Origin of the sequence: Salegentibacter sp. T436 (genome assembly GCF_001932675.1) — a bacterium.
Lineage (GTDB): Bacteria > Bacteroidota > Bacteroidia > Flavobacteriales > Flavobacteriaceae > Salegentibacter > Salegentibacter agarivorans.
In genome coordinates, this window is sequence record NZ_CP012872.1 from 2,988,668 (window position 1) to 3,013,566 (window position 24,899).

The window sequence follows — 24,899 nt, forward strand, 5'->3', positions numbered from 1 at the left end:
TAAAACAATGCAAGCGGATTTTAATTAACAAAAATTTAAAATATAATGTTAATTATATTTTGAAGAAAAACGACTATTTAGAGGGATGTTTTACCAAATTCACCCAAAACTCCTCAATTTGATTCACGGCTTTCATAAAATCTTCTACTTCTATAGGTTTTGTGATATAACAGTTAGCATAATTCTGGTAAGAAATATCTATATCTTCTTTGGAAGACGAAGTAGTGAGCATAATTACGGGAATTTGTTTTAGGTCTTTATGCTGTTTAACAAATTTAAGAACCTCGTGCCCATTCATTTTTGGAAGATTTACATCCAGTAAAATAAGATCTGGGGTAAGTGCTTTTACATGCGTTCCTTTTTTATCCAGAAAATCCATCGCCTCTTTTCCATCTCTAACCACACTTAATTTATTTAGAATTTTACCGTCTTCAAGCGCTTCAGAAGTTAAAAGTATATCGCCTTCATTATCTTCAACCAAAAGTATGTGGATAGATTCCATAGCTATAAGAATTTATTTGAAAGTTTTAATAATAATCTACCACATAGTAACTTATGGGTATTCATAATTGACAGTTATTTAATGTTCTAAGCAATATTGGTGCATTTATATCTCCATTGCCGAGTAGAATATACTGATTTACGCAATAATTAACTAAAAAATATAAATCATTTTTAATGTAAATCTAATTATTAGAATCTATTTATTATTATGAAATATACTTGCAAATGGTAAAGTGAAAAATACTCCCATTTCCTTCCTGGGATTCTACCCAAATGTTACCGCCCAGGTTCTCAATAATTTTTTTGGTTACCGCGAGTCCCATTCCGGTACCCGAATATTCATCCCTATGGTGCAGGCGCTGAAAAATCACAAAAATACGATCAAAATATTCCTTATCTATCCCAATCCCGTTATCTTTTATGCTAAATTCCCAGAAATTTGCAGTCTCCTGAAAATCAATGGTAATCGTAGGATTAATCTCTGCTTTGCTGTATTTAATAGCGTTGCTAATAATATTTTGAAATACCTGTCTTATAGGACTTTTTGGCACTTTTATTACGGGTAAATTTACATATATAATCTTTACATTTCTTTCCTCTATCCTTTTCCTGTACAGGTATTTAATTTCTTCTAAAATATCATCTAATGCAACAGTTTCAAGTTTATCTTCGGTTCTACCTACCCTGGAGAATTCTAAAAGATCTAAAATAATTTGTCGCATTCTTTTTGCACCATCTACGGCAAAATCTATATACAACAAACCTTTTTCGTCCAGAACATCTGCATATTTCTTTTCTAATTGGGTTAAAAAGCTTGTCACCATGCGCAATGGCTCCTGGAGGTCATGAGAGGCTACGTAGGCAAACTGCTCTAATTCTGCATTTGAAGTAGCCAATTCTTTGGCTCTTTCTTTTAATTCTGCATTAAGCTTTTTAAGTGATATTTCGTATTGTTTTTTACGCGAAATATCCTGCATTGCACCAACTACCCTAAGGGCTTTATTATTTTTATCACGCACTACAAAACCCCTGTCAAAAACATCCATATATTCATCCTGCGCATTTATATACCTATATTCTTCTTCCCAAATCGTATCTTCACTATTAAGAAATTCCTGAAAACTATTAACAATTCTCCCCTGATCTTCTGGGTGAATTTTATTGTACCACGTAGAAAGTTTCGGTTTTAATTCGTTTAAATTATAGCCGAATAAATTTTCGAATCCTGCCCCCCAGAATAATTCCCCTTCCACTACATCATAATCCCAAATAGCATCAGAGGTGGCTTTGGTTACATAACGGTATCTTTCGTTTGCGTTTTCAAGTTCCTTTTCATAAGCTCTAATGTCTGAAACATCACGAAGTACTCCAATCATTCTTACTGCTAAGCCTTCCTCATTCCTAATAATATAGCCGTTATCAATAATATTTAAAAAATCTCCGTTGGCTTTTCTAAATAGATATTCAGAACTCCATTTGTTTTTACTCTTATCTTTTAAACTATTTTCCAGACTTTCATATACTTCAGCTATATGATTGGGGTGAACGCCTTCGCTCCATTTTTCGAGCGAAAACTTTGCATCCTCCCTATCGGCGCCAACCATTTTGTAAAACCCATCTCCCCATTTAAGCTCATCATTTACCACATCCCAATCATAAATAGCATCTTCGGTAGCTTTATTTACAAATTCGTAGCGTTGATTGCTACGTTTTAAGGCGAGTTCATTTATCTGAAATTCAATAATTAACTGTAGCAATCCAACCGCTCTTTTAATACTTCTTTGCTCCTTTTTTTCTTCAGAAAAATGCTCTTTTTTATAAAAAACCGTAAAAATACCCAGTCTTTCGCCTTTTGAATCTATAATTGGGTAAGTAGAGCAGGATTCAATTTTATTTTCTAATGCCAGTGCTTTTAAGTTGGAATCTGGAACTTTATTTATTTTTAAATTAACAGGTTTCCCCTCGTCAAATACAGAAAATATTTTTTCTCTTTTTTCAATTCCCAGCTCATTTAAAGCTTCTACAAGTGAGGGCTCAATTTCACCGGAAGCCCAATAAGATAATTTCTCGTTTTCAAACTTTTGAATAACAAAAAATGCATTAGGATTTATCTTTTCCAGGCTCTCCACATAAAAATTAAGGATTTCCTTTAATCGGGAGGTTTTTTTAAAATTCATTTCCAGGACTTTTCGCTCTAAATTCTCTAATTCCTGAAAACGCTTCTTATCGGTAATATCCCTGGCATTAGAAACATATCCATTTACTGCGGGATCATCAGAAAGATTGGTTAAGGTAGTTTCCAACCATCGCCAATCTCCATTTTTGTGCTTAAACCTAAAGCCACTAATTTCTATTCTTTTTTGCTGTTCTATTTTTGCAAATTCCTTTTGAACCTTTGGGAGATCGTCAGGATGAATAAAATCAAACGCATTTCTATTTTTAAAATCTTCCTGGGTAAAGCCTAAAACAGAAACTGAAGTAGGGCTTGCATAGATATAATCTCCATTTTCATCTAATATGGCAATTAAATCGCCACCTTCCTGCACCAAACCTTTAAAGCGCTGCTCGCTTAACTGAATTTGTTCTTCAGCTCTTTTTCTTTTCGAGATATCTGTCATAATACCTCTTAGCCATTTGATTTCCCCGTTTTCTCTTATTACCGAAACCACATCACTTAACCACACATAACTTCCATCTGCTTTTTGCATTCGGTATTCAAAGCTGTGGTTATTTCCTTTTTTTACCTGGTTAGAACAAAAATTTACCGCGTATTCACGGTCTTCAGGATGTATATGGTTTTGCCAAAAGCCTGCATCGTGATACCAATCTTTGGGCTTAATTCCTATTAAATCTTTTGCTTGTTCACTTACAAAGGTAAACTCAAAGGTTTTTGCATCCATTTCCCAAAAAACACCTTCTATGCTGTTGATTAACCCTTCATATTGCTTTTTGGCTTCATTGAGCGATAACTCTGCTTCCTTTTTTTCTGAAATATCAATCCCTATACACTGAATTTCATTTGGATTTCCTTCGGCATCACATAAGGCAATAAAATCCCATACCGTAGTTCGGGTTTTACCGTCCCTTCGGGGTTTTCCTATCTCTATTTGAAATGTTTCATTAGGATTCTCCAGGCATTTAATAGCGGTTTCCTGCACTTTTGGCCTGTCTTCTTCCACAACCGCTATCATACAACTATTTCCAATTAAACCCTCCTCTGTATCGATCCACCCAAAATCTTCTTTAAATTTTGAATTGTAATAGGTGTAATTTCCTTCGGTATCGGTTCTAATAACATAATTGGTTTGAGACTCGAGTAAACTACGCTGCCTGGATTCATTAATTTCTAATAATTCATACGCCAATTTTTCTTCGGTTACATCTAAAACAATGCAATCCCAAACAACACTTTCGTCTGCCATTTTCTGCGGAGTTCCAAATCCTCTATTCCAACGCAAACCTTTTTCGGGATGTTTTACCCGCCACTCATAGGTCCACATATTTAAATTACCGGCAGATTCATTGATTGTTTTTTTAAGTCCCGGCACGTCATCTTCATAATACAAATCCCATACAACGCTATTGTCTCGCGTAGCTTCCTGTGGGGTAATCCCCCAAACATTCCGAACCCCTTCGCTTATGTACATTAATTGATCATCACCATTTGGTTTAAGTTTATATCTAAAAACAACGCCGGGAATATTATCGTTAATGTTTTCAAGTCTAATTTGAGCAAGTTTACGGGAAGTAATATCCTGGGTGGCTCCAAATACTCTAACACATTTTCCGTTTTTAAAATGTGGTTTCCCCGTGGCTCTTATCCATTTATCGTTATTTTTTGCAGTGATAATTTCCAGTTCAAGATCAAAAGTTTTACCGGTTTCAAGGGCATTGGAAACTGCATTTTTTATGGTGGTCCTATCTTTTTCTGTTTTATAAAAACCTATCGCAGCATCAAGACCCGGTGTAAAATCTTGCGGAACCTCGTGAATTTCTTTAAGCATATTAGACCAGGAAAGTGTATTTTGTTCAATATCCAATTCCCAGCTCCCAATTTTTGCAACTTCCTGAGTTTCTTTTAGAAATTTTTCATTCTCCTTTAAGCTTTTCAGCGAAGCCTGCCCCTCTTCTCGGGTTCTAATTACTTGAGTTATATCACGTACCCGGTGTAAAATAAATTCAATTTCACCATTTTCATTTTTAATAGGAATATTATCGGCTTCCCAAATTTTTCGCTGTAGTCTACCCTTTTCATCGGGCAGGTCATACCTTACCTGGGGAATATGATTTGGCTCGCCAAATTCTATAGCTTCCCTAAGGAATTTAGTAATTATTTTAATAAAATCGTGATCTCTATTTTCTTTACCAAAAACTTCCAGCATACCATTTCCCACCAATTGTTCGCGCTTCATTCCAGAAGTTTTTGTAAAGGCACGATTAACTTCAATAATTGTAAATTTTGGATCATCTGGTAGTAATAAGAAACAATTGTCAGGAAAAGACAGGAATACTTCTTTTTGTTGCGTGAGGTTAATCATTACAGATTGGGATTACTGGACTTGAATTTAATTATTTAAAATAAAGCGCTAATTGTTTTGGAAAATACTTAAAATTTGTGAGACTATTTTAATAGGAATAAAAAAAACCGAAACTAGAGAAACCAGTTTCGGCCTTTAAATAATAAAAGCAGGAATTTTAGGTGCAAATTCCTGCTTTAGGTTGAATTAATAAACTTACTTAAATTGAAAGTTTTTCTGTAACTGTTTTGTCAGCAACGTTTAGTGTAAAAGTGTATTCTCCTTTTGGCATTTTAGAGAAATCCAGGGTTTTGTTCATTGTGTAACCTTTTCCTTTAACTTCTCCTACCAGTTTTCCTGTAGCATCATATACCTTTAAAGTGGCACTAGTTTCTGCGGGATTGGTTAGAAAAAATTTCACTTTTTTAGATTCCACTCTGTAAATTGGTTTAAAAACAACCGCAGCAGTTTTATCTTCTATACTTATTCCGGTAGAAGATTTCTTAATTTCTGTAGTGTAAATCCCATTAAGATCTTCTGTATTTAAAAAGTAAGTTCCAGCAGGAATACGACTAAAATCTATTTGTTTCTTATAATTCCCATCAAGAGCCGGGCTATCCTTAAATAGAATAAATCCCGAAGCATCTTCTAAGCTTACTGTACTTACATTATCTAATTCTACAATTAACGTTTGACCTTTATCAACACTAACTTCCACACGGTCAGCTGCATACATGTTTATTCCGGTTACCAATACTACTAGTAATAACGAATTTTTCAATAGTTTTTTCATAATTTTGATTTTTAATTGTTAATACCCCTTGTTTACAATTACAAAGATAGCGCACTTTTACCCTGCTGAATAGTAGTGAATAAACAAGAAAATGTGCTATATTGATCTTTACAATAATTTAATATTGAATTATTGTGCATATAGCATATTTTTGAGTTAATTTTATACTACAGGCCTATATTAAGCCCATATCAACTAAGTGTTAATTTATTGAGAATATGCTAAAAACCAGTAAACCTTCTTTTGAAAAAGTAGACCCAAGCTTTGGAAGTTCATTTTCTTTTAAAAATTTTAACCAGGATCATCAAAACAAAAACCACACATTTTGGCATTACCATCCCGAAATTGAACTTGTTTATGTAAACGGAGGATCTGGTAAAAGACAAATTGGAAGCCACGTCTCTTATTATCAAAACGGTGATCTTATTTTAATTGGCGCCAATCTTCCGCACTGTGGGTTTACCGATAGTTTAACCAATAATGACCGGGAAACCGTTATTCAGTTTAGCCCAGATTTCCTCGGAAAAAACTTCTGGGAAATTCCTGAAATGAGAAATGTGCGGGTTTTACTTGAGCGGGCCAAAAATGGAATTGTTTTTCACGGAGAAGATAAAAACCTTATCGGGGAAAAGATAGAAGCCTTAAGCTCATTAACTAACTATAAAAGGCTACTGGGTTTGCTAGATGTTCTTAATATGCTTGAAAATGCAAAAGATTTTACGCTTTTAAATGCCGAAGGCTTTGTACTGGATACCGAACTGGAAGACCACAATAGAATTAACGTGATCTTTAATTTTGTAAAGAACGAGTTTAAAAGAAATATTGCCCTGGAAGAAATTGCCGATGTGGTGAGTATGACGGTGCCGGCTTTTTGTAGATATTTCAAAAAAACGACTGGAAAAACTTTCGTACAATTCGTGAACGAATATCGCCTGGTACACGCTGCAAAATTACTACACGAAAAGCAAATAAGTATCACAGATGTGTGCTTTGAAAGTGGCTTTAATAATTTTAGTCACTTTAACAAGCAGTTTAAAAAGTTTACCGGCAAGTCACCTTCGGTTTATCGTAATGAGATTAAGTTCGCGGTTTCATAAGCAATTCTACTATATAAAAAAAGATCCCATTTCAACTAAAACGGGATCTTTTATATTCTAAATTCAGCAGAATTTATTCGTTCTCGTGCATAAATTTCTGCTTGGCGAGTAATTCTTCTTCGCTTTCTACGTGTTCATCATCTGGTACACAACAATCTACCGGGCAAACCGCAGCACATTGTGGTTCTTCGTGAAACCCTTTACATTCTGTACACTTATCTGGTACAATATAATAGATCTCATCACTAATAGGTTCCTGAGCTTCGTTAGCATCGGCTTCTTTCCCGTTGGGTAGTACCACGTTACCTTCCAGGTCTGTACCATCGGCATAACGCCAGTCATCTGCACCTTCGTAAATTGCTGTATTTGGGCACTCGGGCTCGCAAGCACCGCAGTTTATGCACTCATCTGTTATAACAATTGCCATAGCTTTTTTCTTTGTAATTTAATTATCATAAAACTTAGTTGGTATTTCCCGTCGTTTTTTAGGAGTTTGCCGCCTTAAGTTTTAATTTCGCGCTACAAATTTAAAGCCATTGGCTATCATAACCAAATAAGGAAATGACAATCGAAGAAAGAAAATCATATTTTGTTCAAGTGGGAAAATTCCTGAGTCTTTTTGGGGATGCCACTAATAATTCAATAAAAATAACGCCTGAAAACGAAAGATTTTTTAATGAATTAAATGATAAAATTGATCAGGCTGTTCATTATAACGGCTGGTTTACTCGAGAAAACGTGATTTTTTCACTTCAGCAATGGAGCAAAGCGCTAACCCAAAGCAATTTGGATGAATGGCTTGAACCTTATAAATTCGATAAACCAGAACAAAAAACAGTAGCCATTATTATGGCAGGCAATATTCCATTAGTTGGATTTCACGATTTTGTTTCGGTTTTAATTTCTGGGCATAAAGTATTGGTAAAACAATCTTCTAACGATAAACAATTGTTACCGGTAATTGCCGGGTTTTTAATGAATATAGCGCCAGAATTTGAAGAACGAATAAAATTTACTGAAGAGAAACTTACCAATTTTGATGCGGTAATCGCTACCGGAAGTAACAATACTGCACGCTATTTTGAGTATTATTTCTCGGGGAAACCTAATATTATAAGAAAAAACCGAAATTCGGTTGCCATTCTTACCGGTAATGAAAGTAAAGAAGAACTGGAAGCTCTGGGCGAAGATGTTTTTAGATATTTTGGTTTAGGTTGCCGCAATGTTTCTAAACTTTATCTTCCCGAAAACTATAATTTTGATGCTTTCTTTAAGGCGATGTACCCGTGGAATACTTTATTGAATTCAGCTAAATACTCCAATAACTACGATTATAATAAAGCAGTGTATTTAATGAGTGAATTTAAATTGCTGGAAAACGGATTTCTTATTCTAAAAGAAGACCAAAGTTTTGGCTCCCCTATCGCCACCTTGTTTTATGAAAAATATGAGGATGAAAAAGAATTACAGGAAAAACTTGAGCAAAATAAAGAAAACCTGCAATGCGTTGTAGGAACAAATGCTGAAGTTGATTTTGGCCAAACCCAACAACCAAAATTATGGGATTATGCCGATGGCGTAGATACTTTAAAATTTTTAGAAGAACTTTAAAACATAAGACTAACCACTTTTATAAACCAACTATGAAAAAACATAATTATAGCGCCGGACCCTGTATTTTACCGCAGGAAGTTTTTAAAGAAGCGGCTCAGGGCATTTTAAATTACCAGGATTCAGGCTTGTCTATTATGGAAATTTCGCATCGCAGCGCTGCTTTTGTAGATGTGATGGAAGAAGCCCGAAACCTTTCGCTGGAACTTTTAGGACTTCAAAATAAAGGCTATAAAGCCTTGTTTCTGCAAGGAGGTGCCAGTATGCAATTTTTAATGACGGCTTATAATTTACTGAATAAAAAAGCAGCTTATCTCAATACCGGTACCTGGTCTTCTAAAGCAATAAAAGAAGCGAAACTTTTTGGCGAAGTAGTTGAAGTGGCCTCTTCTAAAGATAAAAACTTCAATTATATCCCAAAGAATTATCAAATTCCTTCTGATGTAGATTATTTTCACTGCACCAGCAATAACACCATTTTCGGAACGCAAATAAAAGATTTCCCTGATGTTGATGCCCCGTTGGTGTGTGACATGAGCAGCGATATATTTTCCAGGGAACTCGATTTTTCAAAATTCGATCTTATTTATGCGGGAGCTCAAAAAAATATGGGCCCTGCGGGAACTACACTCGTGGTAATTAAAGAAGATATTTTTGGAAAAGTAGAGCGTGAAATTCCATCTATGCTCAATTACAAGGTACACCTGGAAAAAGACAGTATGTTTAACACTCCGGCTGTTTACGCGGTGTATGTTTCGCTATTAACCCTAAGATGGATTAAAAATCACGGCGGAATTGCAGCCATGGAAAAACGAAATACCGAAAAAGCCGATTTACTTTATAAAGAAATAGATAGAAATCCGCTTTTTAAAGGTTTTGCTGAAGTTGAAGACAGGTCTCCAATGAATGCCACTTTTAATCTTGTAGACGAAAGCAAGAAAGAAGATTTTGACAAACTTTGGAAAGATGCCGGCATTAACGGACTTAACGGTCACAGAAGTGTTGGAGGGTATCGGGCTTCTATGTATAACGCCTTAGATATTGAAAGCGTAAAAGTACTGGTTGAAACCATGCAAAAGCTCGAAAAACAGTCCTAAAAAAGCCTAAAACCAGCTGAAATAGTATTAATAAACTGAAAACGTACAGGAAAATATATTCCTGAAAATTCCCATACAGGGATTAAATTATAAAATAAATGAAACCTGAAGATTTTTTTAATAAACCTACTACTCCAACTCAACCTGAAAAGATTAAAATTTTGGCCAACGATGGTCTTGCAAAAGCTGGAATAGAACAGCTTGAAAACGCAGGATTTGAAGTTGTTAGCACCAAAGTTGCCCAGGAACAACTTGCCGATTATATTAATTCTAAAGGCATAAAAGTTTTATTGGTACGTAGTGCCACCACGGTAGATAAGGCTGTTATAGATGCGTGTAAGAATTTAAAATTAATAGGTCGTGGCGGCGTTGGTTTAGATAACATTGCCGTAGACTATGCTGAAAGCAAAGGCATAAAAGTTATTAATACACCCCAGGCAGCTTCAGCTTCTGTGGCAGAACTTGTTTTTGCCCATCTTTTTAGCGGAGTAAGAAAATTATTCGATGCCAACAGGAATATGCCTTTGGAAGGTGAATCGAGATTTAAGGAATTAAAAAAATCCTATTCCGCAGGAATTGAACTCCGTGGAAAAACTTTAGGTATTATAGGTTTTGGTAAGATTGGCCGTGAAGTTGCTAAAATTGCATTAGGCCTGGGAATGAAGGTTATTGCCAGCGATAAAGAAGACGGGGAAGTAAAAATCACTTTAGAATTTTATAATCATCAAAGTATAGAAATTCCTATAAAAACCGAACCGGTAGAAGAACTTATAAAACATTCAGATTTTATAACGCTTCATGTGCCCGCTCAAACCAAACCATTAATCGGTAAGAAGGAATTAGAGGCGATGAAACCGGGAGTTGGAATTATCAACACAGCTCGTGGCGGGGTTATAGATGAAGTAGCACTTTTGGAAGCTATAGAAGATGGTAAAGTTGCTTTTGCAGGTTTAGATACTTTTGAAGCCGAACCAAGACCGGCTATTAAATTGTTAATGAACGAGAAATTATCTTTAAGTCCGCATATTGGTGCATCCACGCTTGAAGCCCAGGAACGCATAGGTTTAGAACTTTCAAAACAAATTATCTCCTATTTTAAAAAATAAACAACCTGAGAGCAAGCTTAGTAGCCATTGATAGCGAACAGTTGTTTAATTATAGAGGAAGTCTTTTAAGCATCTAATCTCCTTTATCGAGCAGATTATAATAAAGCTTTAACGTGACTTACTATTTAAAAGCCGTAAATTCATTGAAATAAAAAATAAAATTATGGCTTCAATATTAGATTTACTTAATACGCAAACGGGAGAACAACTGGTTAACAAAGCCAGCGCAAAAACTTCAGAAGATAAAAGTAAAATTACCTCGGTATTGGGAATGGCTATGCCGTTAATTCTTGGCGCGATGAAAAGAAACGCTAAAGATCCTAAAGGTGCCGAAAGTTTAGATAAAGCTTTACAGGATGAAAAACATAATGGAGAAGTTTTAGATAATTTGGGAGAAAAAGATCCTGAAGACCTTACTAACGAGGGTAGCAAGATTTTAAACCACGTTCTGGGAGCAAAACAAAGCGGAATTAGTAAAACCATTGCCGGAACATTAAATATAGATGAATCTACAGTGAATAATATCCTGGAAATGGCTGCCCCGGTAGTTATGGGTTTATTAGGACAGCAAAAAAGAAAAGATAATGTTGGTTCTTCTGGTTTATCTGGTTTATTAGGTTCGGTTATGGGATCTGATGATTCTCACGACCAATCTTTACTGGAAACTTTATTAGACGCCGATGGTGATGGTAGCGTAATAGATGATGTTGCCGGAATGGCTTTTGGGGGTAAAAAAGGCAAAAAAGGTGGCAGTCTGCTTGGTGGTATGTTAGGCGGAAAATAAATTAATTTAAAGAATTTTATATTTTTCAGTAGATAAAATTTTAATGTATTCCTTCTTGTTTAATGAAGGAATACATTGAAAAATTTAGTCTCGATTTTAGAATAAAGAACAGGCATGAAAAACTTCATTTATATTTTACTACTGGGTTTATTTATTTATAGCTGCGGAAGCTCAAGAAATAGAAACCTTGGAGATTCTCAAATAAATGAGGATACAGTGCGCATTGCAAACGATAGCCTGGAATATGAAATTATAATTATTGAACCGGGGTTTAATCTTTTTATAAATTCTATAGCAAAACCTGAAGGTTATTATTCTCAACAATACCTGGAAAACAAAAACCGAATTTTGGTTTCAGATTATAATCAACGCGTTAGGCAACCACAGGTCTATAATTCCGATCTTTATTTGCAGGAAATTAATTACGATCCTAATATAGATTACGGGTACGAGGTAAACTATTTGCTATACAATTACTTTGTGTTTTTCAGCAGGCATTATAATCAGCGATTCTCTGTACCTACGCGTATTTAACACTCATTATTTTAATTCTCCGAAGCTTTTAGTATTTTTGCGGCATGAATAAGTTAAAAGCACGTTGGGGTATAGATTCTAATTGGCAAATATTTATAATATTTATAGTATTTGCTATTACGGGATCTACTTCAGCTAAATTAGCTGAGCCTCTATGTAATTTCCTGGGTATCTACCAGGCATCCTCTCATTGGGCGGTTTACTGGAGCGCTAGAATATTTTTAATTTTTCCTATTTACCAGGTTTTATTGGTTAGTTTTGGCTGGATTTTTGGCCAGTTTCAGTTCTTTTGGGCCTTCGAAAAGAAAATGCTAAGTAGAATGGGCTTTGCTAAATTATTCCAGTAATTATTCTTGAAACTCTTTAAACACATATTCGCTATATTATTGGGAGCATTACTTTTGCTTCCGGTTGTAATAAGTTTCGCGCATATTTTTAGCGGTCACGGCCACGAATTATGTGTAAATTATGCCGATGAGCATTTTCACGAAAGTAGCCTGGACTGTGAACTCTATTCTTTTCATCAAAGTCCGGTACTTGCTGCCGATTTTATAAATTTTGAGCCCCTTGTAGAAAAGCAGATCAAAAAACAATTCTTCGATTTTTATCAATTTTTAAGTGATTATCAAAAGCTCCCTTTCGAGCTTCGCGGTCCTCCATTGGCTGCCTAACATCCGTTTTTATTTGTTAGAATTTTAATTATTTAAAAATAATATATGAAAAGTTTACTTTTCTCATTGCTTTTTATAGCAGTGAGTCCAATTATATATGCTCAGAATAACTTCTCGGGCAAGGTTACCAATGCTGAAACCGGAGAACCGGTATTTAGTGCCAATGTTTATTTTCCTGAATTAAGTAAAGGTGCTATGACCGATCTTGATGGAAATTTTACAGTTGAAAATATCCCTAACGGAAAATTTAAAATTGTAGTTTCTTCGGTAGGTTTCGGCACCTACTCCAACGAATTAGATTTTCCTGAAACTTCTACTTTAAATATCACTTTAGAAAAATCGGCTATAGAGATGGAAGAAGTGATAGTCTCTACACCTTTTCACCAGTTACAAAGTGAAAATGTAATGCGTGTAGAACGGGAGAATGTAGCAGAATTAAATCGTAAAGGTGCCGTTACTCTAAGCGACGGGATAACCCAAATTGCCGGCGTGGAAAGTTTAACCACAGGAGTTGGAATTGGGAAACCGGTAATTAGAGGTTTAAGTTCTAATCGTGTTTTGGTTTATACACAGGGAGTTAGATTAGAAAATCAGCAGTACGGAGATGAGCACGGGCTTGGTATAAGCTCTAAAGGAATTGAAAGCGTTGAGGTTATAAAAGGCCCTGCTTCCCTACTTTACGGAAGTGATGCCATTGGTGGTGTACTTTACCTTAACCCAGAACGTTACGCAGCCGCAAATGAAACCAATGCTGAAGCAGATGTAAATTATTTCAGCAATACCCTGGGATACCAGGGAAGCGTGATGGCCAAAACATCTGGAGAAAAATTAAAATTTTTGGCTCGCGGTAGTTATGCCGCACATAGTGATTATAAAACCGGAGATGGAGAAAGGGTTACTAATACCCGATTTAATGAAACAGATTTTAAAGCGGGCATCGGCTACCAGGATGCTAAATTCAAAACCGATTTAAGGTATAATTTCAATAAATCGAATATTGGAATTCCCGAAGAAATAGGGGTACAATCTACAGATAAAGATCCCCTTCTTCCCTACCAGGAAATAGACAACCATATTTTAAGTTTAGAGAATAAACTTTATTTCAACAATTCAAGCCTGGATTTTAAAGTAGGCTATCAGTATAACACTCGTAAAGAGTTTGAAGAACACCACCACGAAGAGGAACACGGCGAAGAAGAACATGAAGAGGAAGAAGAGCTCCATGAGGAAGAAGGTGCTGACCATCCTGCCTTAGAAATGCACCTGGAAACTTTAAATTATAATCTAAAATATAATTTACCAAGAACAGGTAGATTTGAAACCATTTTGGGAGTTCAGGGAATGCACCAAACCAATACAAACTATGGCGAAGAAATTTTAATCCCAGATGCCACTACTACAGATTTTGGTTTTTTCGCCACTACCCACGTTCATTTTGACCGATGGGATTTCCAGGGAGGTTTACGTTTTGATACCAGGAGTGTAGATAGCAAAGCAGTAGAAGCTCACGAAGAAGAACATACAGAAGACGAGCATGAAGGGGAAGAACATGAAGAGGAACACGATCACGAGCACGAAACAGGTGAAATTGCTGCAATAAATAATTCGTATAAAAGTATAAACGGTGCGCTGGGGGCAAAATATAATGTTACCGAAAATTTAAGCGCAAGATTAAACCTGGCTACCGGTTTTAGAGCGCCAAATTTATCTGAATTAACCTCTAACGGTTCTCACCACGGCACCAATAGGTATGAGTTTGGAGATCAAAATCTTGAAAATGAACAGAATTTCCAGGTAGATCTTTCTTTAGAATGGCGGAATAAGCATTTTGAAGCTTTCGTGAACGGATTTCATAATTCAATAAGCGATTATATTTATTTACAGCCTACGGGAGAATTAATAGATGATAATCCTGTTTTTGAATACACTCAGAATAATGCTGAATTATACGGTGGTGAAGTTGGAGTTCATATTCACCCGCACCCTTTAGACTGGTTACACCTTGAAAGTAGTTTTGAGACCGTAACGGGAAAAAGAAGTAATGGAGAATATTTACCGCTAATCCCAGCAAATTCCCTAACCAATACCTTAAGATTAGAATTTGACAATCCAGAAGATAAAATATATAGTAAATATGCTTTCTTAAGATTGAAAAATGTATTTAATCAAAATAATGTAGATACTTTTGAAACCCGCACCGGTGGTTATGGTCTATTAGGTGCGGGATTTGGAGGACAATTCACTATTAATTCCAGTGAAATGAGAATTGGTGTAAGTGCTAACAATATTTTGAATAAAGATTATATCTCACATCTTTCCCGTTTAAAACCTGACGGTATCTCTAATATTGGTAGAAATATTTCTGTTTCAGTAAGGTGGTTGCTTTAATTAAATAATACACAGTAAGACCCAATCTATTTTATGCAAATAAAAAGACCTCACATTCCCGCATCTGCGAAATTGTGAGGTCTAATTTTAAGTATTTGGGGTATTTAAACTATAATTTTCTTTTTCCCTTTAACTTCGGGATTATTGTCTTCAATATTATCTATATGGGTTAGGTCATTTTTCTTTCTTTTTTTAAGAAAGCTATAGGCTGCAATTCCTGCTCCAGCTGCTACCGCACCCACTCCAAGAGCACTTGCCGGTTTTTTCATAATCACCTTTCCTGCTTTTAAGATAACAGCTCGTTTAAGCCATTTCATTCCTTTTTGTATTACTGCCTGACTATTCATAATATTATTTTTTGGTTTTAGTTCCGAAAATTCTCGGTTTATATAAATATCGTGGTAATTCTATATACCTAACGTTAAAGAGATTTCAAATAACACAGTTTTAACGCTCTTAGATCAAGAGAATATTCAGTTGAAATTTTATTCAAAAGCGGTAACTTTTTTAGCATATCTTTCTGAAGCTGAATTTAGTTGCGCTCCTAAAAGCACGGTAAAGCAGCTTATAAATAGCCAAAGCATCATAATAACCACTGCGGCAATAGAACCGTAAACTTCCCCATAACTTCCAAAATTACTAACATAAAAAGAGAAACCCCATGAAGCGATTAACCATAGAATAGTGGCGACCAACGCCCCGGGAACCACCCATTTTAATTTAGGGTTATTCCGAGCAGGAGCATATTTATAAATAATGCAAAGAAAAAATCCAACAATTAATGCTAGAATTGGCCAGCGTAACCAGCTAATAAGGTTTTCAATATTTTGAGGCAAGCCTAATTCCCCTACTACGGCAGGAAAAACAACTATTAAGCCCATACTTAAAATCACTAGGATTATAGCGGCAAAAGTAAATAATAAAGTAAGTGCATTCTGTTTTATAAATCCCCGGGTGCTGCGGGTTGCATAAGCAATATCAATACCGGTAAATAAAGATTTCATTCCTTTATTCGCACTCCAAATACTAAATAAAATACCTATTGCCATTCCCCAACCTAATGTTTTACCCGAAGTTGAAATAAATGCTTCCAGCCTTTTTTCAACAATCCCAAAGGCTTCTTCTGGCACCATGGAAGCAAGCTGGTTTAATTGATATTCAATTTGCTCAGGATTTACCGCTAACCCGTAAATTGAAACCAGGGCCATTACAGCTGGGAAAATTGCTAAAAATGCATAAAAAGCTACACCGGCAGATACTATACTTAAGTTATTCTCATCTATTTTATCTTTTATTATAATTGCTATTTTCTTCCAGCCAGAAAAAGAAATTTTTGACGGATTGGAAATAGTGTTTCGGTCCCTTTCAAACTCTGCCATATTACAAATTTTGCATTCAGCATAAATTACATAAAACATTTAAAAACAAAGAGTACCCGCTGTTAAATAGTTTTTAAATAATTTACAACAAATGCAAAAAAAAGCGGAATCCCAATAAGGAATTCCGCTTTTATAAAGTTTTGAAAGAGTTTTACTCGGTAATCGAAAAATTAGCTTTAGGCTTTACTCTATTATTTCAACTTCAATTACCCGTTCTTTAGGTTGCTTCTTTTTACTCCACACAAAAGTATAGAAATACATTAGCGTAAATGTTGGAATAATATCGGTTCCCGGTAAAATCTCTTCAATAAATACAAGTACAGAAGCTACTTTTCCTTTTTTGCCAGGGTACATTTCACCCATTTTTCTGGCTGCATAAGGTGCCCATAATAGATCAAGAAACGGCCCAACTAAAGGAATTGCCATAGTACCCATACCAATAGCATCGTACATTAGGCCTTTTATAAATAGTTTATCTTTTAAAAGTTTCATTTTGATTGCTTTTAGCCAAATAAAGCAAATAAAGTGCCAGTTTGTTATTTAAGATCTGAGCTAATGAGTTTTAAAAACTCATTTCTGGTTTCTATCTTCTCAAATAGCCCCCTAAATCCTGAAGTTGTAGTCGCACTATTTTGCTTTTGCACTCCTCGCATCATCATACACATATGTACGGCTTCTATAACCACTGCTACTCCTTTTGGTTTAAGGGTGTTGTTTATACATTCTAAAATATCATGCGTTAAACGCTCCTGTACCTGTAGCCTGCGTGCAAAAACATCTACCACTCTGGGTAATTTGCTTAAGCCAACAATATGCCCGTTAGGAATGTAGGCAATATGAGCTTTTCCAAAAAAAGGCAACATATGGTGTTCGCATAAAGAATATAATTCTATATCTTTTACCACCACCATCTCATCATAGCTCTCCTTGAACATCGCTTTTTCTAAAATGGTTTTAGCATCCATTTTATAACCCTGTGTTAAGAATTGCATAGCTTTTGCCGCGCGTTCTGGAGTGTTTTCTATGCCCTCACGGCTAATATCTTCCCCTATCCCTTCAAGGATATTTTTATAATTTTCCTGAAGTCCGTCAGTAACCTCAATATTATATTCTTCTTTAAATTTATAAGCCATCTTTTTATTATTTCAGTTTATCTGAAAAAACTTCAGTTAGTTTTTTTATTTTAGGATCTATAATAAACTGGCAATATGGCTGCTGTCTATGCTGGTTATAGAAATCCTGGTGCTCTTTTTCTGCAATATAAAAATCTTTTGCTGCAGTTATTTCGGTAACAATTTTATTCTCAAATATCTTTTTTTCTTCCAGTTCTTCAATCACCTTTTCTGCGGTTTCTTTCTGTTTTTCAGAATGATAAAAAACGGCACTGCGGTACTGGGTTCCCACATCGTTTTGTTGTCTATTTAATGTGGTAGGATCATGTGTGGCAAAAAACACATACAGCAAATCCTGAAAACTAGTTATTTCTGGATTAAACCTTATTTGTATGGCTTCAGCGTGACCTGTTCTGCCCGTTATAATTTCACGATAAGCAGGGTTTTTTATATTTCCGCCGGTAAATCCCGAAAGTACCTGTTCTACTCCTTTTAAACGTTGAAAAACAGCTTCGGTACACCAGAAACAACCTCCTGCCAAAGTTGCCTGTTCTAAATTTTCTGTATTCATAGATAAATTTTGTTTAGCAAATTTAAGGTAATAATAAACAAATTAGATGTAGTTTAACTTGAATTTAAATCAAAGTTTTGACTGCATTGAGAACTATGATTTATTTGAACTTATTTTCAATCAAATTATCAATTAATGCCTGCAAAAATCCGGTTAATTTTAATATTCTTCATTTTTACTCAACAAATTTCGGCTCAAATTGAGAGTCTTCCGCGTAAAAATTATACGGCAACAAAAATTCAGGAATCTCCGGTAATTGACGGAATCTTAGACGATAAAGCCTGGAATAACCTTACCAATGCAAATAATTTTGTAATGTATTATTCCGGTGATGGCAATCCTATTCCCCAAAGTCATAATACAGAAGTGAAAGTAGTTTATACTAATGAGGCGCTGTATATCGCAGCATATTTATATGAAAATAGACCGGAAAAAATTGTAAAACAGTTTACCCAACGTGATAATTTGGAGCAGAGCGATTATTTTCAAATAGATATTAATACCTATGACGATGGTGAAAATCAAATAAGGTTTGCCGTTACCGCCGCGGGTACCAGAGCCGATGCTAAAATAACCGGAAATAACGAGGATTTCGGGTTTAATATAGTTTGGGAAGCAGAAGTTTCTCAAGATGAAAATGGGTGGTATGCCGAAGTTCGTATTCCTTATGCTGCATTACGTTTTCCTGAAAAACAGGAACAGGAATGGGGAATTCAGTTTTTAAGGCAAATTTCGCATAGAAATGAAAGTTACACCTGGAATTATGTAGATAAAGCCGTGGGTTTAATGAGTCAACAAACCGGTTTGCTTACAGGTATTAAAAATATTGAACCTCCTACCCGACTTAGCTTTTATCCATATACTTCGGCTGAAATAGACATATTTGATGGTCAAACTGAAACTAATTTTAATGCCGGCCTGGATGTAAAATATGGAATTAGCAAAGCCTTTACTTTAGATATGACTTTGGTGCCAGATTTTGGCCAGGTTGCGTATGATGATGTAGAATTAAATTTAGGCCCGTTTGAACAAATCTTTGGGGAAAACCGCGCATTCTTTACCGAAGGAACAGAACTTTTTACAAAAGGAGATCTTTTTTATTCCCGGCGCGTGGGAAATACTCCCATTGGTTTTAATAGCGCGCAGCGGGAAAAACTCGATAATGAAGAAATTCTTGAAAATCCTGAAAGAACCGATCTTATTAATGCTTTAAAGATTTCTGGAAGAACCGAAAGAGGCCTGGGCGTAGGTTTCTTTAATGCAGTTACCGCTGAAACTAAAGCGATTTTCAGAGACACCCTAACCGGCAATAGCAGGGAAAAAATTACAGAACCACTGGCCAATTATAATATCCTGGTGCTTGACCAACGTTTTAATAAAAATTCTTCTATTAGTTTAATTAATACCAATGTTACCAGGGAGGGGAATTTTAGGGATGCCAGTGTCACCGGATTTCTATTTGACGTATTTAATAAAGCTAACTCATTTAATTTTGTAGGAGAAGCGAAAATGAGTAATGTGAATTTACCAGGCCAAAATGAAACCGGCTTCGCCTCTTTATTTTCAATAAACAGAACCAAAGGAAATCTTAGGTATGGAGTTTCTCACGAATTTGCTAACGAAACTTATGATATTAATGATCTTGGAATAAGTTTTACAAACAATTACAACAATTTTTACCTGAATACTTCTTACCAAACTTTTGAACCCACCGGCATTTTTAATCAATATAACATAGAGTTATATGCAAATCACCAACGGCGTTACCGCCCCGATGTGAACGTTGCGACAGGAGGTGGTGTAAGTATTTTTGCCATGACCCGCGACCGATTTGCTTTTGGAGGTTTTGCTGAAATAAATTCGGCTTTTAAAGACTTTTTTGAACCCCGAAGGGAAAATACTTTTATTAGCTACCAACCAAATATTGCGGCAAACGGCTGGATATCTTCAGATTATAGAAAAAAGTTAGCTGTAGATGTTCGCAGCACTTACCAAACTTTTAGTAAAAGTTCCCGGGAAAGTTTTAATTTTATTTTTGAGCCCAGAATTCGTATAAACAATAAGTTTTTAGTGATTTATGGTTTTGAATACGATAACGAAATAAATCGGCCCAGCTTTGTAGGCCTTCAACCGCGAGAGGTGATTTTTGGAATCAGGGATATGAAAAGTTTTGAAAATTCGCTTCAGGCAAATTATAATTTCACCACGAAACAGGGTTTAAATTTAAGTTTTAGAAATTTTTGGTCTGTGGCGCAGTTTCAAGATGGAAGCTTTTCAAAATTAAACGAAGATGGAAGTTTAACTTCAATAAATTACGACAGGGAAGAAAATTACAATCCCGATGCTAATTTTAATATTTGGAACCTGGATCTAAGCTACCGTTGGCAATTTGCTCCTGGCAGTGAAGCTATTTTACTCTATAGAAATTCTATTTTTAACCAGGATGAATTAAGTTATCTCGATTTTCAGCAAAGTTTGGATAATTTATTCAACAGGGCGGCGCGACATAATTTTAGCCTACGAATAGTGTATTATATAGACTACAACCGGGTAAAAAACATATTCAATTCTTAGCTTGGGGGTTTTGCTGAATTTGGCTAATTTTCACGAGCCTAATAAATCTCTATAACCAGGTTAAAAGGCATTTTCAGTAATAAATTAATTTCTGGGGAAAGCCCTGGAGCTTTTAAATCTCGATTATCTAGCGAACAATGATAATAGCCAAAAATATTCATAAATACTACGGAGACCTGCACGTACTAAAAGGTCTCGATCTACATATTAAAAAAAGCGAAATTGTTTCTATTGTGGGCGCATCGGGAGCGGGTAAAACCACTTTACTTCAAATTCTGGGAACACTGGATAAACCTGAAAAAAACAAGGATTCTACACTTGAGATAAACAATACCGATATTTATAAACTTTCGTCCCGGGATTTATCTAAATTCAGGAATAAGAATATTGGGTTTATCTTTCAGTTTCACCAATTATTACCTGAATTTACTGCCTTAGAAAATATTTGCATTCCGGCATTTATTAATAATTCGTCCAAAGAAAAGGCTGAAGAACGCGCAAAAGAACTCTTAGGATTTTTAGGCCTTAAAAACCGGGCACATCATAAACCCGCTGAACTTAGTGGTGGCGAGCAACAACGCATTGCGGTTGCAAGGTCTCTAATTAATAATCCAGCGGTGATTTTTGCCGATGAACCCTCGGGAAATTTAGATACCGAATCTGCCGAAAACCTTCATAAATTATTCTTTAAACTTAGGGACGAGTTTCAGCAAACTTTTGTAATTGTAACCCATAACGAGGAACTCGCCGATATGGCCGACCGGAAAATAACCATGCAGGACGGGAAAATTATTGATAAAAAGGAAATTTAAGCAGTTTGAAAAAAAGTGAACTCAAATCTTTTCTCGATTTTAAAGTCGAACAATACAATACGCCAGAATTTATAGAATCAGATCCTATTCAAATTCCGCATCAATTCAGTAAAAAGGAGGATATTGAAATTGCCGGATTTCTTACCGCTACAATTGCCTGGGGAAACCGAAAAAGTATTCTCAAGAACGCAAATCGCTTAATGGAAATGCTGGACCACAGTCCGCACGATTTCATTATTAATCATTCTGAGGGTGATTTGGAAAGTTTAAGAGGATTTGTTCATCGCACTTTTAATGATATTGATCTTATTTATTTTATTTCAGCATTAAAAAATATCTACTTAAACCACGGTGGTATTGAAACTGTTTTTACACAATATGCTGAAAAAGATTCCCTTCAACCCGCTATTCACGAATTCAAGAAAATATTTTTTGAAATCCCGCATCCTCCACGAACCCAAAAACATGTAAGTGATCCGCTGAAGAATTCGGCTGCAAAACGAATAAATATGTACCTGCGGTGGATGGTGAGAAAAGACCAGGCCGGTGTAGATTTTGGTCTTTGGGACAACCTTCTTGCTTCGCAATTAAGTTGTCCTTTAGATGTACATTCTGGAAATGTAGCCAGGAAATTAAAACTCTTAAAACGCAAAGCGAATGATGCCAAAGCTTTAAATGAATTAGATAAGGCGTTACGAAAATTAGATGCAGTAGATCCCGTTAAATACGATTTTGCATTATTTGGATTAGGAGTCTTCGAAAAGTATTAGCAAAAGTTTAACAGGTTACACTTAATTTTGTTAAATTTGTTTTAATGCAATCTTCAAATATATGTTAAGTCCTGCTATTCCAGATAACGAAAGCCAACGATTAAAAGCGCTTGAGGACGCCAACATTTTATACAGTCCCACCGAAGAGGAATTTGATAATATCACTCAACTCGCGTCTTTTATTTGCCAAACACCAATTTCTTTAATTTCCCTTGTTGGGGAACACGAGCAGTGGTTTAAATCTAAATACGGTACAGATATGTGCACCTCAGAACGAGATATTTCGTTCTGTAGTCACGCCATTCTGGAACCGGAGAAACTAATGGAGATTGAAGATACCCGATTAGATGGGCGGTTTTTAGATAATCCTTTTGTGCTTGCCGATAATGATCCTATAATTTATTATGCCGGTATGCCTTTAAAAAACTATGATGATATGGTTTTGGGCACTCTTTGTGTAATTGATACAAAACCGAATAAACTAAGCCAGGAGCAAAAAAAGGCACTAAAATCATTGGCGAAACAGGTAGAAATTCTATTGGAATTAAAACGTAAAAACGATTACCTGGAGAATATTAAAAAGCAATTAAACGAACATAATGCAATGCTCAAGGATTTTGCCGGGGTGGTTTCACACGATATGAAAATGCCACTGGCCAATATGATTATTTCTGCAGATATTTTAAAAGCCAAATTTGGTAGTAAACTTGGAGAAGAAGGTTTAGATTATTTAAAAAACCTTAAACAAGCGGGATTAAAGCTTAGCAGTTACATAAATGGCATTTTAGATCATTATGAGAGCGATAATATTGCCGCTTCAAACAGCGAAGAATTTGATGTGCACCAACTGCTGGAAGAAATCATAGACCTTTTAAATATTACAGAAGATTGCGTAATTAACCTTCCAGAAGATAATAGCATTATTAGTTCTAACCGTGCAGCCCTGGAACAAATCTTTTTAAACTTATTAGGAAACAGCCTTAAATACAACGATAAACCCAAGATTGTTATTGATATTGGATTCTCTCAAAACCCCGATTTTTATTACTTCAGCATACAGGATAATGGGATAGGTATTCCAAAGGAGAAAGAAGATGATATTTTTAAACTTTTTACCACCGTTGCCAAAAGTGATCGCTCTGGAAATAAAGGCAATGGTATTGGGCTTTCTACAGTTAAAAGATTGGTGGGTAATTTAGGCGGAAATTTAAAAGTGAATTCGGAAATGGGAAAAGGTACCAGATTTGATTTTTCTATTAGCCGAAAAGCTTAAATAGTAAGCTTTTTCATCAAAAATCGAAGATTTTTTTTATATTATTGTATTAATTGCAAAAAAGTATGCAACAAAAAAAAATTTCTTCAAATGAGAGATTACGTCGGGCAGCTCTTGCTGAATATGCAATTTTTAAATCGGGAGAAGACAAAGACTATGATCAGCTTACTTTTCTAGCGGCAAAGATTTGCCAGGTTCCAGTAGCAAAAATTAGTATTATTGGTAAAAATAATATCTGGTATAAATCGGCTTACGGTACTCAACTGGCTGAACTTCCCCGGGAAAATGCTTTATGCGAGCATTCTATTCACACAAGCGAAGAAATCTTTATAATAAATAGCGGCGAGCATCCAGGGTTATTTGAAAATGCCAGAAATATTTACGATCGTGAGTATCATTTTTATGCAGGTGTGCCCCTATTAAATGCAAATGGCCACGCAATAGCCGTTTTCTGCATTTTTGATACAAGAATTAGGGAGTTAGATGAAGATCAGAAAAAATCTTTACTGGCTTTAGCGAACCAAAGTATGAATCTCTTTGAATCGCGAAAACATAAAAACAAACTTCAACACGTACAGCGAAAATTGAAGCAAAAATATAAGGAACTGGAAAAATTTGCCAGCCTGGTTTCGCACGATATTAAATCGCCGCTCGCCAATATTATTTCCTTAACCGAATTGCTAAAAGACGAAAACAACGAAAAACTTGATGAACAAAGCAGGCAGTATCTCGATTTTTTAGTAGAATCGTCTTATTCCCTTCGCAATTATGTAGATGGAATTTTAAGTTTTTATCGCAGCGATCACGTTTTAGAAAAAGATTATGAAGATGTGCACCTCCCTACCCTTTTAAAGCGAATTACAGATCTTTATAAACTGGAAGAAGATGTAGAAATCACCTACCCCGATAAAGGGCATCTTAAAAATATAAATAAAGCTGCGCTTAGTCAGGTTTTTATGAATTTAATAAGCAATGCTTTAAAATATAATACTGCAGAAGTTAGAAAAGTGGATATTAATTTCAAAACCACTTCAACTTATTATTGTTTTGAAGTTAGCGATAATGGCATTGGAATTTCTGCTACCGATAAGGAAAAGATCTTTCAGCTTTTTGCTACTTTAGATGCCAAAGACAGGTACGGCAATCCCGGTAGTGGCATAGGCCTTGCCACGGTTAAAAAACATATAGAACAAATGAACGGCAGTATTGAAGTAATTGCTGAAAAAGGCAAAGGCAGTACTTTTAAATTCAAAATTAAACGGCCTTAGCTTAAATTCCATTTCATATATTTGAAAAACTTTTTAAA

23 protein-coding genes are annotated in these 24,899 nt (G+C 35.5%); 14 read left to right on the forward strand and 9 right to left on the reverse strand.

The genetic code is table 11. From position 1 onward, the window contains the following. Nucleotides 1-73: 73 nt before the first annotated feature. The 3 genes from AO058_RS13105 to AO058_RS13115 all read right to left on the reverse strand — a co-directional run bounded on the left by AO058_RS13105 (nt 74) and on the right by AO058_RS13115 (nt 5,814). Nucleotides 74-502 carry a response regulator gene (locus AO058_RS13105; protein WP_075326988.1) on the reverse strand — a complete coding sequence of 143 codons (429 nt, stop codon included), beginning with the start codon at nt 500-502 and terminating at the stop codon, nt 74-76. Between the two features lie 208 nt (nt 503-710). Further along, nucleotides 711-5,042 carry a PAS domain-containing protein gene (locus AO058_RS13110; protein ID WP_075326989.1) on the reverse strand — a complete coding sequence of 1,444 codons (4,332 nt, stop codon included), beginning with the start codon at nt 5,040-5,042 and terminating at the stop codon, nt 711-713. A 199-nt stretch (nt 5,043-5,241) separates the two neighbouring features. Continuing rightward, nucleotides 5,242-5,814, reverse strand: a complete 573-nt coding sequence (locus tag AO058_RS13115; protein ID WP_075326990.1) for a T9SS type A sorting domain-containing protein — start codon at nt 5,812-5,814, stop codon at nt 5,242-5,244. A 218-nt stretch (nt 5,815-6,032) separates the two neighbouring features. Between AO058_RS13115 and AO058_RS13120 the strand changes: the two genes are divergently transcribed. Continuing rightward, nucleotides 6,033-6,911, forward strand: a complete 879-nt coding sequence (locus AO058_RS13120) for an AraC family transcriptional regulator (RefSeq protein ID WP_075326991.1) — start codon at nt 6,033-6,035, stop codon at nt 6,909-6,911. A gap of 73 nt (nt 6,912-6,984) precedes the next feature. On the opposite strand, the gene AO058_RS13125 is transcribed toward AO058_RS13120, so the two are convergent. After that, a complete protein-coding gene (locus AO058_RS13125) occupies nt 6,985-7,338 on the reverse strand; it encodes a 4Fe-4S dicluster domain-containing protein (RefSeq protein ID WP_057483042.1) in 354 nt (117 codons plus the stop codon). A 134-nt stretch (nt 7,339-7,472) separates the two neighbouring features. Here AO058_RS13125 and AO058_RS13130 point away from each other — a divergent pair, with 134 nt between their 5' ends. The 8 genes from AO058_RS13130 to AO058_RS13165 all read left to right on the forward strand — a co-directional run bounded on the left by AO058_RS13130 (nt 7,473) and on the right by AO058_RS13165 (nt 15,102). Next, nucleotides 7,473-8,522, forward strand: a complete 1,050-nt coding sequence (locus AO058_RS13130) for an acyl-CoA reductase (protein WP_075326992.1) — start codon at nt 7,473-7,475, stop codon at nt 8,520-8,522. Between the two features lie 32 nt (nt 8,523-8,554). After that, nucleotides 8,555-9,619 (forward strand): 3-phosphoserine/phosphohydroxythreonine transaminase, encoded by a 1,065-nt coding sequence (serC, locus tag AO058_RS13135; protein WP_075326993.1) that lies wholly within the window; start codon nt 8,555-8,557, stop codon nt 9,617-9,619. Nucleotides 9,620-9,771: 152 nt separating this feature from the next. Then, complete coding sequence (locus AO058_RS13140) at nt 9,772-10,725, forward strand: D-2-hydroxyacid dehydrogenase (RefSeq protein WP_075327976.1); 954 nt, start codon at nt 9,772-9,774, stop codon at nt 10,723-10,725. Between the two features lie 163 nt (nt 10,726-10,888). Next, a complete protein-coding gene (locus AO058_RS13145) occupies nt 10,889-11,509 on the forward strand; it encodes a DUF937 domain-containing protein (protein ID WP_075326994.1) in 621 nt (206 codons plus the stop codon). Nucleotides 11,510-11,623: 114 nt separating this feature from the next. Next, a complete protein-coding gene (locus tag AO058_RS13150) occupies nt 11,624-12,043 on the forward strand; it encodes a DUF6146 family protein (protein ID WP_075326995.1) in 420 nt (139 codons plus the stop codon). Between the two features lie 44 nt (nt 12,044-12,087). Continuing rightward, nucleotides 12,088-12,390 carry a DUF6787 family protein gene (locus AO058_RS13155; protein ID WP_075326996.1) on the forward strand — a complete coding sequence of 101 codons (303 nt, stop codon included), beginning with the start codon at nt 12,088-12,090 and terminating at the stop codon, nt 12,388-12,390. A 39-nt stretch (nt 12,391-12,429) separates the two neighbouring features. Then, on the forward strand, nt 12,430-12,714 hold the full coding sequence (locus AO058_RS13160; RefSeq protein ID WP_083634184.1) for a hypothetical protein: 285 nt from the start codon (nt 12,430-12,432) through the stop codon (nt 12,712-12,714). 45 nt (nt 12,715-12,759) lie between these two features. After that, entirely contained in the window at nt 12,760-15,102 is a 2,343-nt protein-coding gene (locus AO058_RS13165; RefSeq protein ID WP_075326998.1) for a TonB-dependent receptor, read from the forward strand. 104 nt (nt 15,103-15,206) lie between these two features. Here AO058_RS13165 and AO058_RS13170 read toward each other — a convergent pair whose 3' ends face one another. The 5 genes from AO058_RS13170 to msrA all read right to left on the reverse strand — a co-directional run bounded on the left by AO058_RS13170 (nt 15,207) and on the right by msrA (nt 18,164). Beyond that, nucleotides 15,207-15,449 (reverse strand): hypothetical protein, encoded by a 243-nt coding sequence (locus AO058_RS13170; RefSeq protein ID WP_075326999.1) that lies wholly within the window; start codon nt 15,447-15,449, stop codon nt 15,207-15,209. Between the two features lie 138 nt (nt 15,450-15,587). Continuing rightward, nucleotides 15,588-16,481, reverse strand: coding sequence for a YihY/virulence factor BrkB family protein (locus AO058_RS13175; protein ID WP_075327977.1), 894 nt, complete (start codon nt 16,479-16,481; stop codon nt 15,588-15,590). Nucleotides 16,482-16,664: 183 nt separating this feature from the next. Beyond that, the gene (locus tag AO058_RS13180) at nt 16,665-16,973 is read right to left on the reverse strand and encodes a hypothetical protein (protein ID WP_075327000.1); all 309 of its coding nucleotides are present in this window, start codon (nt 16,971-16,973) and stop codon (nt 16,665-16,667) included. 44 nt (nt 16,974-17,017) lie between these two features. Continuing rightward, nucleotides 17,018-17,614 (reverse strand): GTP cyclohydrolase I FolE, encoded by a 597-nt coding sequence (folE, locus tag AO058_RS13185; protein WP_075327001.1) that lies wholly within the window; start codon nt 17,612-17,614, stop codon nt 17,018-17,020. A gap of 7 nt (nt 17,615-17,621) precedes the next feature. Beyond that, nucleotides 17,622-18,164 carry a peptide-methionine (S)-S-oxide reductase MsrA gene (msrA, locus tag AO058_RS13190; protein ID WP_075327002.1) on the reverse strand — a complete coding sequence of 181 codons (543 nt, stop codon included), beginning with the start codon at nt 18,162-18,164 and terminating at the stop codon, nt 17,622-17,624. A 135-nt stretch (nt 18,165-18,299) separates the two neighbouring features. On the opposite strand from msrA, the gene AO058_RS13195 reads away from it, so the two are divergent. From AO058_RS13195 to AO058_RS13215, 5 genes are all read left to right on the forward strand, one after another. Beyond that, a complete protein-coding gene (locus AO058_RS13195) occupies nt 18,300-20,738 on the forward strand; it encodes a DUF5916 domain-containing protein (protein WP_075327003.1) in 2,439 nt (812 codons plus the stop codon). A gap of 137 nt (nt 20,739-20,875) precedes the next feature. Beyond that, a complete protein-coding gene (locus AO058_RS13200; protein WP_075327004.1) occupies nt 20,876-21,550 on the forward strand; it encodes an ABC transporter ATP-binding protein in 675 nt (224 codons plus the stop codon). A gap of 5 nt (nt 21,551-21,555) precedes the next feature. Continuing rightward, nucleotides 21,556-22,320 carry a TIGR02757 family protein gene (locus AO058_RS13205; protein ID WP_075327005.1) on the forward strand — a complete coding sequence of 255 codons (765 nt, stop codon included), beginning with the start codon at nt 21,556-21,558 and terminating at the stop codon, nt 22,318-22,320. Nucleotides 22,321-22,381: 61 nt separating this feature from the next. After that, complete coding sequence (locus AO058_RS13210) at nt 22,382-23,593, forward strand: sensor histidine kinase (RefSeq protein WP_075327006.1); 1,212 nt, start codon at nt 22,382-22,384, stop codon at nt 23,591-23,593. 65 nt (nt 23,594-23,658) lie between these two features. Next, complete coding sequence (locus AO058_RS13215) at nt 23,659-24,861, forward strand: sensor histidine kinase (protein ID WP_075327007.1); 1,203 nt, start codon at nt 23,659-23,661, stop codon at nt 24,859-24,861. The last annotated feature ends 38 nt before the right edge of the window (nt 24,862-24,899 follow it).

Bases quoted from the DNA above. Each gene is read 5' to 3' on its own strand.
- AO058_RS13105 (WP_075326988.1), bottom strand. From the start codon at position 502: ATGGAATCTATCCACATACTTTTGGTTGAAGATAATGAAGGCGATATA.
- AO058_RS13110 (WP_075326989.1), bottom strand. From the start codon at position 5,042: ATGATTAACCTCACGCAACAAAAAGAAGTATTCCTGTCTTTTCCTGAC.
- AO058_RS13115 (WP_075326990.1), bottom strand. From the start codon at position 5,814: ATGAAAAAACTATTGAAAAATTCGTTATTACTAGTAGTATTGGTAACC.
- AO058_RS13120 (WP_075326991.1), top strand. From the start codon at position 6,033: ATGCTAAAAACCAGTAAACCTTCTTTTGAAAAAGTAGACCCAAGCTTT.
- AO058_RS13125 (WP_057483042.1), bottom strand. From the start codon at position 7,338: ATGGCAATTGTTATAACAGATGAGTGCATAAACTGCGGTGCTTGCGAG.
- AO058_RS13130 (WP_075326992.1), top strand. From the start codon at position 7,473: ATGACAATCGAAGAAAGAAAATCATATTTTGTTCAAGTGGGAAAATTC.
- serC (WP_075326993.1), top strand. From the start codon at position 8,555: ATGAAAAAACATAATTATAGCGCCGGACCCTGTATTTTACCGCAGGAA.
- AO058_RS13145 (WP_075326994.1), top strand. From the start codon at position 10,889: ATGGCTTCAATATTAGATTTACTTAATACGCAAACGGGAGAACAACTG.
- AO058_RS13150 (WP_075326995.1), top strand. From the start codon at position 11,624: ATGAAAAACTTCATTTATATTTTACTACTGGGTTTATTTATTTATAGC.
- AO058_RS13155 (WP_075326996.1), top strand. From the start codon at position 12,088: ATGAATAAGTTAAAAGCACGTTGGGGTATAGATTCTAATTGGCAAATA.
- AO058_RS13165 (WP_075326998.1), top strand. From the start codon at position 12,760: ATGAAAAGTTTACTTTTCTCATTGCTTTTTATAGCAGTGAGTCCAATT.
- AO058_RS13170 (WP_075326999.1), bottom strand. From the start codon at position 15,449: ATGAATAGTCAGGCAGTAATACAAAAAGGAATGAAATGGCTTAAACGA.
- AO058_RS13175 (WP_075327977.1), bottom strand. From the start codon at position 16,481: ATGGCAGAGTTTGAAAGGGACCGAAACACTATTTCCAATCCGTCAAAA.
- AO058_RS13180 (WP_075327000.1), bottom strand. From the start codon at position 16,973: ATGAAACTTTTAAAAGATAAACTATTTATAAAAGGCCTAATGTACGAT.
- folE (WP_075327001.1), bottom strand. From the start codon at position 17,614: ATGGCTTATAAATTTAAAGAAGAATATAATATTGAGGTTACTGACGGA.
- msrA (WP_075327002.1), bottom strand. From the start codon at position 18,164: ATGAATACAGAAAATTTAGAACAGGCAACTTTGGCAGGAGGTTGTTTC.
- AO058_RS13195 (WP_075327003.1), top strand. From the start codon at position 18,300: ATGCCTGCAAAAATCCGGTTAATTTTAATATTCTTCATTTTTACTCAA.
- AO058_RS13200 (WP_075327004.1), top strand. From the start codon at position 20,876: ATGATAATAGCCAAAAATATTCATAAATACTACGGAGACCTGCACGTA.
- AO058_RS13210 (WP_075327006.1), top strand. From the start codon at position 22,382: ATGTTAAGTCCTGCTATTCCAGATAACGAAAGCCAACGATTAAAAGCG.
- AO058_RS13215 (WP_075327007.1), top strand. From the start codon at position 23,659: ATGCAACAAAAAAAAATTTCTTCAAATGAGAGATTACGTCGGGCAGCT.